Annotated in this window: 7 protein-coding genes and 1 pseudogene; 2 read left to right on the forward strand and 6 right to left on the reverse strand. The window is 72.0% G+C overall.

What is annotated here, in order from left to right; all coding sequences use genetic code 11:
• The 3 genes and pseudogenes from I53_RS10460 to I53_RS33860 all read right to left on the reverse strand — a co-directional run.
• Positions 1–2,756 (reverse strand): hypothetical protein (locus I53_RS10460; protein ID WP_251982286.1); only part of this gene is annotated, 2,756 nt, incomplete at its 3' end.
• A gap of 172 nt (positions 2,757–2,928) precedes the next feature.
• Positions 2,929–3,634, reverse strand: a pseudogene (locus tag I53_RS10465) (invasion associated locus B family protein).
• A 102-nt stretch (positions 3,635–3,736) separates the two neighbouring features.
• The gene (locus I53_RS33860) at positions 3,737–3,913 is read right to left on the reverse strand and encodes a hypothetical protein (RefSeq protein WP_164706345.1); all 177 of its coding nucleotides are present in this window, start codon (positions 3,911–3,913) and stop codon (positions 3,737–3,739) included.
• A 376-nt stretch (positions 3,914–4,289) separates the two neighbouring features.
• On the opposite strand from I53_RS33860, the gene I53_RS10470 reads away from it, so the two are divergent.
• The gene (locus tag I53_RS10470; RefSeq protein WP_043350149.1) at positions 4,290–5,735 is read left to right on the forward strand and encodes a homospermidine synthase; all 1,446 of its coding nucleotides are present in this window, start codon (positions 4,290–4,292) and stop codon (positions 5,733–5,735) included.
• A 227-nt stretch (positions 5,736–5,962) separates the two neighbouring features.
• On the opposite strand, the gene I53_RS10475 is transcribed toward I53_RS10470, so the two are convergent.
• The 3 genes from I53_RS10475 to I53_RS10485 all read right to left on the reverse strand — a co-directional run bounded on the left by I53_RS10475 (position 5,963) and on the right by I53_RS10485 (position 8,475).
• A complete protein-coding gene (locus I53_RS10475; RefSeq protein WP_043350152.1) occupies positions 5,963–6,856 on the reverse strand; it encodes a transporter in 894 nt (297 codons plus the stop codon).
• A gap of 140 nt (positions 6,857–6,996) precedes the next feature.
• Entirely contained in the window at positions 6,997–7,848 is an 852-nt protein-coding gene (locus tag I53_RS10480; protein ID WP_187294331.1) for a metallophosphoesterase, read from the reverse strand.
• Positions 7,849–7,869: 21 nt separating this feature from the next.
• A complete protein-coding gene (locus I53_RS10485; protein WP_187294332.1) occupies positions 7,870–8,475 on the reverse strand; it encodes a cation transporter in 606 nt (201 codons plus the stop codon).
• Positions 8,476–8,664: 189 nt separating this feature from the next.
• Between I53_RS10485 and croR the strand changes: the two genes are divergently transcribed.
• Complete coding sequence (croR, locus tag I53_RS10490; RefSeq protein ID WP_043350156.1) at positions 8,665–9,138, forward strand: 3-hydroxybutyryl-CoA dehydratase; 474 nt, start codon at positions 8,665–8,667, stop codon at positions 9,136–9,138.
• The last annotated feature ends 102 nt before the right edge of the window (positions 9,139–9,240 follow it).

The following is a 9,240-nucleotide window of genomic DNA, read 5'->3' on the forward strand; positions in this document are numbered from 1 at the left end:
CGGGCAGCTCGGTGGCGTCGAGGGCCTTGAGCGCCTCCATCGGCTTGTCGTTCATCAGCCGCACCGTCGCGAGCCGCGTCGCCACGGCGGACCGCGCCGGGCCCGGTGAGGCGGTTGTCGATCTGGTACTTCAGGAGGTCGGCGGCGGAATCGAGGAGGTCGAGGCCCACGAGGCGGTCGGCCAGCCGGCGCACCACCGCGTCGCCGCGCCGCCCGATCGGGCTCAGCTCCCGGAAGTCGAAGAAGAGCGCCACGGCCTCGATCCCGGAGAGCTTGTCGCCCTTGTCGGTGAGGTACAGGTTCTCGAAGGCCATCTGCGCCTCCCGCGTCAGGGCCTCCGTGGTGGGGGCGTTGGGCGCGGAGGCATTGGCCCGGCGCACCACCGTGAAGGCGTCCCGCCACCGGCCCGCGTCGAGGTAGAGGCGGGCGAGGCCGGCCGTGATGCCGTCCTCGACGGGGCCGCCGTGCCAGGTCAGGGCGAGCCGCTCCAGCCGCTCGGTGGCGGCATCGAGGGCCAGCTTGCCGGAAGCCCGAGCCAGGAGCGCCCCCCTGAGGGCGGCCTCGCCCGAGACCGGCCGCACGGCTGAATCCTCCAGGCGGGCATAGGCGTCGAGGGCCGCCTCGGTCTGGCCGGTCGCCTCGGCCACGCGGGCGCGGACCAGGGCCAAGCGGTCCCGGATCCAGGGCGCCAGATGACGCTCTGCCTCGGCCCGGGCGGCGGCGGTCTCGGCATCGCCGTTCTCGATCGCCGATTCGGCCGCGCTCGCCCGGATCAGCTGCGCCACATCCGTGGGATAGCCGCTGGCCAGCGGCAGCACCTTGAGGAAGCCGGCTTCCGCCGCCTTCCAGTCGCCCGCACCCGCTGCCGCCATCGCCCGCCACAGGGCGGCCTCGCGATCATCGGCCAGGGTCGGCACGCTGAGGGCCTTCAGCGCCTCCGCGTTCCGGCCGATCCGCACCAGGGCCATGCCCCGCAGGATGGCCGTCTCGCGCTGGGAGGCCAGGAGCGGATCGTCGGCGGCCGCGATCTCGAGGACCGTGAGGCCCTCGTAGTCGAGGCCGTTGGCCAGATCCGCACGCGCCAAAGCGAGGCGGGCCGGACCGCGTTCGGATGGCGTCGCAGCGACGGCCGCGTCGAAGAGGCCGCGCAGGGTCTCGCGAACGTTGCCCATCCGGGCACGCTCCCAGGGCTCCTTCGCGATCGCAAGCGCACCCGCATCCGCGAGCACCGCTTCCGGCTTGCGGGCCGCCATGGAGGCGGCGAGACCGCCCTCACGGCCGATCGAGACGCTCTCGAGCTCGGGCCGCACGGCGAGATCGTCGGCGCCGGCCAGCACCGCGAGACCGTGCCGGCTCGGCAGGATCTCGAAATCGACGAAGCGGCGGCTCTTCGGGTTGCCGACCGGGCGCTGCGCGGCCGAGGTGACCACCGCGATCCGCTCGTTGTCGAGGGTGAGCCACGTCGCCGAACCGGGATGCGGCAGCGCCAGGGTGACGGCCATGCGGCCGGACGGATCGGGTTTGCGGACGGGATCGATCGTGTCGCTCGGACTCAGCGTCTCGCCCGCCGAGAGTTCCCAGGCGACCCCGCTGGCGGTGGTGACGGCGCTGAGATCGACGAGGCGTCCGGGCGGGACGGGAAACCGCATGACCGTGAGCGGGCCGCTCCGGGCGGGCGGCCCCATTGGCGCGAGCCCCTGGCTCGCCGGCGGCAGGGTCACCGGCTCGGCGGTCTCGAAGGCCAGGGTCGCGACGCCGCCGCGCTCGAACAGGACGGCCGGCGGCAGGGTTTGGAACGGGAAGACCAGGCCGCCGCCGGCACGGCGCTTCGGCGGTGCCTCGGGAGGCCGGGGCGGAGCGGCCGGCGCCGCCTGGCGCGGCGGGACCGGGACCGGGATCGGGACCGGGATCGGCGGCGACGCTGTCGCAGCGGCTGGCCCCGGCACGTCGACGGCGGCCGTCGCCGGCTCCGGCGGCTTGCGCCGGACCACGTCCACGATGATGGCGCCGTCCTCGCGCTCGGTGCCGATCGTGAACCCGTCCTCGGGGGTGACGAGCAGGCTCGCCGAACTCGCGTCGATCTCCGTGGCCAGCTTGGCGATGCCCGGCCTCGGACGGCCGCGGGTCTCGCCCGTGTCGATGGTCCAGGCCCCCACCACCCGCACCCGCGTCGCCGGCCCCTCGGCGGTCACTGTTGAGACGGCCTCGGCGGGCAGGCGCAGCGACAGCCGCGTCAAGGTCGGAAGCCGCGCCAGTTCGAGCGACAGCGGCCGGCGCACGGGTTCCGGGATGCGCGCCCTGAGCGCCTCCTCGGCGGCACGGGCCCGGCGGGCGAGTTCGGCGATCACCTCCGGCGGGAGCGGCGGCGGCAGGCCGGACCAGCCCTCCGGCAGCAGGTCCACGAACACCCGCTCGCCGGCCGTCTGGACGTTGACCTGGTAAGGCCGCTGCAGGGCGAGCCGGAGGCCCGTCCCGTCAGGATCGCGGCGGACGCTGGCGACGAAAGCCGGCATGTCGTCGGCGAGGTGCTCGGGCCCGGCCGCGATCCGCTCGCCGTAGCCGACGAGGAGCACGCCGCCGGCGAGCTTGGTCTTGATCGCGACCGGCTTGTCGAAGGTGAACACGATCCGGCCGTAACCGCCGGCACCGTTGCCGCTCTCGCTGCCCTTCGCGCCGATCAGCCGTGCGGCCAGGACCGGGTCGATCGCCGCCAGAAGGGCAAGCAGCGCCAGCGACGCCGTCGTCAGCAGCCGCACGCCACGTCCTCGACCGACCCGGGGTCGCCCGCCCACCGATCCCATCGCCTCGCCGATCCGAACCCGGCGCGCGGCACTGGACGCGCCGCGGCGCGCGGCGCCACATCTCGGCGGGATCCTGCCGCGCTGCGGCTAACGCTGGCTTAACCGTAACCGGAAAAGGCGACGGGCCTCAGCCGCTGAGGGCGACGGCCCGGTCGAAGGCCTGGGGGAAACCCACCAGCGGCACCGAGACGGTGGCCGGTTCGGTGCCCCCCGCCTTCTGACCGGTCACGGTGAGCGCCTGCGGTGCGCATCCCGTCGAGGGCCAGCGTCGGGAAGCTGATCGCCACGATGCAGCCCTCGGCGCTGCAGGTCGTATAGGGCGCGCCCTTGCCCAGGGTCTGCTCGTCGAGCTTGAAGGTCACGCCCGGCTCGATGGCGAGTCCGAAGGGCATCAGCACGATCCCCTCGGAGCGGCCGTTCGCCGGCGTCTGCAGCTCGATGCCGAATTTGCGCCGGCCGGTCTGCGAATCACCCTGCGCCTGGGCCACGATGCAGGTGACCTTCTCGTTCGGACGCGTGCAGGTCATCGTCCAGTCGCCGTAGCTCTCGCTGACGGTGCTGGCTCCGGTGGGCCACGCGGCGTGGGCCGGCGCCGCCGCAGGCGTGGCGGCCGCCTCGGACTTCGCCGCCTCGGCGGGCTTGGCGGCCTCCGCGGGCTTAGCCGCCTTGTGGGGGACAGGCTTCGGCCGGGGCTTGGGACGTGCCTTGGCGGGTGCCTCGGCGGCCGGCGCGGCCTCGGGCTCGGCATCCTGTGCGCGCGCCGCCAGGATCGGGACCGCCGTGAGCAAGGTCGCGATCAGGCTGAGACGCAGATGCGCACGAAATGTCGGCATGGAATCACGATCCCCCGAAGCCATTGGACGGCAGAGCCGCCTAATGCCCTAGCCGGGGCGACGCAATCGTCCGGAGCATCGTCAGTGGGTCGGGGGCCGCCCTCAGAGCGGATTCGGGCCGCCGACGGCGCGGGCCAGGGCGCAGCGGCGCGCGAAGGCGGTCTCCGCTCCGTTGCGCAGGCCGCGGGCGACCGCAAAGACGAGGGTGAGGAAGCCGGGATCACGGTCGGCGGTCTCGACGGCCGGGCCGGGGATCCGGGAGGTTATGAGCGCGAGCATGACGGACTCCAAGTGCGAGGGCCCGGGCGTTTCCACGCTCCCCAGTTCCTGCGGTCCTCTCGGTGACCTTGCTGCACTGCAATATGAGCCCTGCACGCGGAGCCTGCCATCCGTTCCAAGGCGGGGGGCGCATGCGTCGAGGTCATGGTTTCGACCCGGCGCGTGCAAGATGCCGTTAACGAAGGCGCGGATCCGCGCGGTTGACCGGCGACGGGCGAGCGGCCATTGAGCGCGCTTCCGGCGACTCGGCCCCTGGACCGCACCGGCACCGCTCCGGCGGCGCGGGCCTGTCGCTGCACTGTCACACGCGCGCCATAACCCGCCCGCGAGCCAGATGAGCGGACGCGCCCGGCATCCGCCAACGAGGATATCCCGCATGACCGATCAGCCGACCCGTCACCCGATCCACGGCCGGATCACCGGCCCCATCGTGATGATCGGCTTCGGCTCGATCGGCCGGGGCACCCTGCCGCTCATCGAGCGCCATTTCGAGTATGACCGGGCCCGCTTCACGGTGATCGACCCGGTCGACACGCATCGCGCCCTCGCCGAGAAGCACGGCCTGCGCTTCGAGAAGGTGGCGCTGACGCCGGAGAACTACCGCGACGTGCTCACCCCGCTCCTCACCGAAGGCGGCGGCCAGGGCTTCTGCGTGAACCTGTCGGTCGACACCTCCTCGCGGGCGATCATGGAGCTGTGCCGCGAACTCGGCGCCCTCTACATCGACACCGTGGCCGAGCCCTGGCCGGGCTTCTACTTCGACAAGACCAAGAGCCAGGGCGACCGCACGAATTACGCCCTGCGCGAGAACATCCTCGATGCCCGCGAGCAGAAGCCGGGCGGCACCACGGCGGTCTCCTGCTGCGGCGCCAATCCCGGCATGGTCTCGTGGTTCGTCAAGCAGGCGCTCCTGAATATCGCCCAGGATACCGGCCTGGAGCGGCCGGAGCCCAAGACCAAGGCCGAGTGGGCCGCCCTGATGAAGGATCTGGGCGTGAAGGGCGTGCACATCGCCGAGCGCGACACGCAGCGCGCCAAGAATCCGAAGCCGCGCGGCGTCTTCGTCAACACGTGGTCGGTCGAGGGCTTCGTCTCCGAGGGCAACCAGCCGGCCGAGCTCGGCTGGGGCACGCACGAGACCTGGAAGCCCGACAACGCCCGCGAGCAGGAGAAGGGCTCGCGCTGCGCGATCTATCTGCTGCAGCCGGGGGCCGACACGCGGGTGCGCACCTGGGTCCCGACCGCCGGCTCGCAGTTCGGCTTCCTCGTGACCCACAACGAGGCGATCTCGATCGCCGACTACTACACGGTGCGCGAGGGCGATAAGCCGGTCTTCCGGCCCACCTGCCACTACGCCTACCACCCGGCCGACGACGCCGTGCTGTCGCTCCACGAGATGTTCGGCAAGGCGGCCAAGGTGCAGGAGCAGCAGCACATCCTCGACGAGACCGAGATCGTCGACGGCATCGACGAGCTCGGCGTGCTCGTCTACGGCCACAAGAAGAACGCCTACTGGTACGGCTCGCAGCTCTCCATCGAGGAGACCCGCCGGGTCGCACCGTATCAGAACGCCACCGGCCTGCAGGTGACCTCGGCGGTGCTTGCCGGCATGGTCTGGGCCCTGGAGAACCCGGAGGCCGGCATCGTCGAGGCCGACGAGATGGATTTCCGCCGCTGCCTGGAGGTCCAGACCCCGTATCTCGGCCCGGTCGTGGGCGTGTACACGGACTGGACGCCGCTCACCGACCGCCCGGGCCTGTTCCCGGAGGACATCGACACCAGCGATCCCTGGCAGTTCCGCAACGTACTGGTGCACGGCTGAAGGCTCTGCCGCGCCCCGTCAGCCGGGGCGCGGATCCGCCGCCTGAACGGCAGCGCAATCCTGCACGCAAAAGGGGCCTCCGAGATCGTCGATCTCGGAGGCCCCTTTTGTACGGGCGCCCCGTCCGGCCCCGTCGTCGTGCATTCGCCGCGCGGCAGCGGTCCGTGACCCGGATCCGCCGCCTGCGCCCGGGATGGCGCCAGCCCGGACAGCGTCAGCCGGCTTGGCTACTCGGCCTGCCGCCGCGTCACGAGGGTGCGGCCCGGCTCGACCTCGTTCTTGTCCTGGTACAGCGGCACGATCGCCCGCAGCCAGCCGCGGACCTCGCGGCCGCCGTAATTGCGCTCGACCACGTCGTGGGTGAGGTAGGCCTGGAGGTTCACGGGCCCGAAATTGTAGCCGACGAGACCGCCCACCGCGATCTGCCCCTGCGGGCGGTAGCTCGCCACCCCGGTGGGAAGGTCCGTCGACCCGAACGCCACCGCGCCGACCTGCCACGCGCCGAACTTCTTCGTCATGGTCAGGTCGAGGTTCAGGTAGTCCGGGTACAGGGTGCCGCTGGGCGAGCGCGGGTCGAGGAAGACGCCGTAGAGCAGGTTCGCCGTGAGGTTCCAGCCCTGGCCGGTGTAGCTGACCGCGAAGCGGTGGGTCAGCGAGGCGGACTGGGTCAGGAAGCGCGTCTGGATCGGCAGGTAGCCGCCGAACAGGTAGCTGACACCCACATCCCCGCCGAGATCCCAGGCGAGCTGCGCGGCGAGCAATTGCTGGCCGACGCCGCTCTGGTAGGGCGCCCCCTGGCTGCTCGCGGCCGCGATCGGCTGGGTGAAGAAGAATTGCAGGCGCGCGCCCGCGACGTCCCAGGGCGTCGCCCACGCGAAGGTCGGCAGGTTGACGTTGGTCGCGGAATCCCGCGGGCGGGTGCCGCGCACGCCGAAGCTCGACAGGTTCACGAAATACAGGCCGACGGGAAGCTGATCGCCCACCGGCAGACCGACCGTCTGCCCCGGCTGCGCAGCGGAGGCCGCCCGGGCACCCGTCGCCGTCGACGCGACGGAGATGGGAGCGGTGACGGCAAGAACCACCGCCGCGAACCCGCGTGACGTCAGGCTAAATCCGACCATGAGAACCCCGAACCAGGCCCCCGGGATGCGGGGCCGATCAGGGTTGGACGGGCGCTCGCTCCGACAACATCCCGCCGTTACGGCCAAGCCGTGCGCAACGGCACAGCCTCGACGGTCCGATCTCTTGAGACGGGACTAAATCACCGGTTCTCGACTTCCACGACGAAATCGCAGCGGTAGGTCGCGCCCTCCACCGGGTTCGAGACCCAGCGACAGCGCCCGACCGCGAGGTCGTGGCCCGCGTGGAAATGCCCGGAGATCCACAGCGCCGGTCGCGCGGGATCGGAAAGGGCGTCGAGGGCCGTGCTGGCATAGAAGGCCGGCACCCACCAGGGAACGCCGGCCACGTCCCGGAACCGGTCCGCGGCCAACGGGCTCGCCGGGTGATGGGTCACCACGACGGTCGGACCGTCGTGCGGGATCTGCAGCGCCGCGTGCAGGGCGGCCCGCTCGATCCGGTGCTCCGCCATCGCGTCCGCGGGCTGCCAGGGGCTGCCGTCGGCCTTGCGGATCGCGCCGAGATATTCCCGGGAGCCCGTCACAGGATCGGTCATGCGGGCGGCCGCGTAGGCCACCGGATCGGCGGGCCGGTCCGGGGCATCCGGGGCGAGCCAGCGCCCGGCGAGGTCCCAGTCGCTCCACAGGGTGGTGCCGACGAAGCGGACGCCGTCGATGACGCAGCTCTGCGCGCGCTGGAGCAGATGGATCCGGGCACCCAGCTCGTTGAGCCGCGCGACCTCGTCTTCCAGGGCGGCGAGCAGCTCCGGTGCGGTGCGCCGGTCCCCGGTCGGGGCATAGCGCTCGTGGTTGCCCGGCACCAGCACGATCGGCCGCCCCTGCGCGAGATGCAGCAGGGCCGCGAGCCCCCGTTCGGGATGCCCTTCGTGGAGGTCGCCGGGACAGGCGAGCAGGTCGAACGGCTCTGCGGGCGGCGCGATCAGGTCGAGGCGGCGCCGCTCCAGGTGCAGATCCGAGATGGGGAAGATGCGCATGATGGTCGCTGCTGGGGGCCGCTATCGTGCGGCTCTGCGCTCGGCCGCGGCCGCTTTGAGGATGTCGGCGGCCGAGTCGGCGTTGAGGATCGCGATCCCGGCCGCCACGACGAGGTCGGGCCAGGGGGATGGGTGGAGGGCCGTCACGAGGCCGGCGGCGATGATCGCCAGATTGGCGTAGGCGTCGTTGCGTGCCGAGAGATAGGCCGCCCGGGTCAGGCTGCCCGAGCCGGAGCGATGCCGGGCGAGCATGAGCGCGCAGTGCAAAATGACGGCCAGTGCCCCGAGCCCCGCGAGGGTCAGGGGCAGAGCGGCGGGGGCGGTGAAATCGGCGATCTTTCCGTATGCCGCCCAGGCTCCCGCTAGCGCCGGCAGCAGCAGTATGCCCGCCATGGCGGTCCCGAGGCGGGCGCGGTAGCGCGCGCTCCATCCGAGGCCCGCGAAGATCAGCAGGTTGATCGCGGCGTCCTCGAGGAAATCGAGGCTGTCGGCGATCAGCGCCACCGAGCCGATGGCGAGCGCCACCGCGATCTCGATGCCGAAATAGCCGAGGTTGAGCGCCGCCACGCGGGCGACGACCGGGCGCAGGGCGGGCCGCGCGGGCGGGGGCACATCATCGGCGATCACGGGACGCCTCTTCGCCGACGCGCACGGCTCTGTCGAGCGGCTGTTGAGAAAACCCTGTCGGCGGCTCAAGAAAGTTCGAGGCCCTTCAGCCTTTGTCCGGGTGGATTCGGCGCCGGGATCGTGCGACGCCGTTGCCGGAGCCGGCCGCACGAGACGAATGACCGGCCCGAACCGGAGGTCTGCCGCGTCATGCTGCCCGAACTGCGCGTGCTCTATTTCGAGGATCTCGAAGTCGGACTGTCGGAGACTCTGTCGAAGACCATCGCCTCGTCGGATGTGGTGGGTTTCGCCGAGATCACCGGCGACCGCAATCCGATCCACCTGTCCGAGCACTTCGCCGCGCGCACGCCCTTCGGCACCCGCATCGCCCACGGCCTGTACACGGCCGGGCTGATCTCGGCGGTGCTGGGCACGCGCCTGCCCGGACCGGGCGCCGTCTACATCTCCCAGACCCTGAACTTCCGCGCCCCGGTGCGGATCGGCGACGTCGTCGACGTCACCGTGACGGTGGCCGAACTCATGCCCGAGCGGCGGCGGGCGCGCCTCGCCTGCCGGTGCTCCGTCGGGGGCGAGACCGTCCTCGACGGCGAGGCGCTGGTGAAGGTGCCGACCAAGGCCGAGGCCGACCCGCTGGCGAGCCGCACCGAGCGCGCCCAGGGCTGAGGTGACCCCGGACCCGGAAGACCTCTGCGACCCGGACGATCCCCGCCTGGAGCCCTTTACCCGGATGCGCGAGCGCGACCTTCTCGGCGCGCCGGGCGCTTC

It is taken from the genome of Methylobacterium sp. B1, from assembly GCF_000333255.1.
Classification (GTDB): Bacteria; Pseudomonadota; Alphaproteobacteria; order Rhizobiales; family Beijerinckiaceae; genus Methylobacterium; species Methylobacterium fujisawaense.

Bases quoted from the DNA above. Each gene is read 5' to 3' on its own strand.
- I53_RS33860 (WP_164706345.1), bottom strand. From the start codon at position 3,913: ATGCTCGCGCTCATAACCTCCCGGATCCCCGGCCCGGCCGTCGAGACC.
- I53_RS10470 (WP_043350149.1), top strand. From the start codon at position 4,290: ATGACCGATCAGCCGACCCGTCACCCGATCCACGGCCGGATCACCGGC.
- I53_RS10475 (WP_043350152.1), bottom strand. From the start codon at position 6,856: ATGGTCGGATTTAGCCTGACGTCACGCGGGTTCGCGGCGGTGGTTCTT.
- I53_RS10480 (WP_187294331.1), bottom strand. From the start codon at position 7,848: ATGCGCATCTTCCCCATCTCGGATCTGCACCTGGAGCGGCGCCGCCTC.
- croR (WP_043350156.1), top strand. From the start codon at position 8,665: ATGCTGCCCGAACTGCGCGTGCTCTATTTCGAGGATCTCGAAGTCGGA.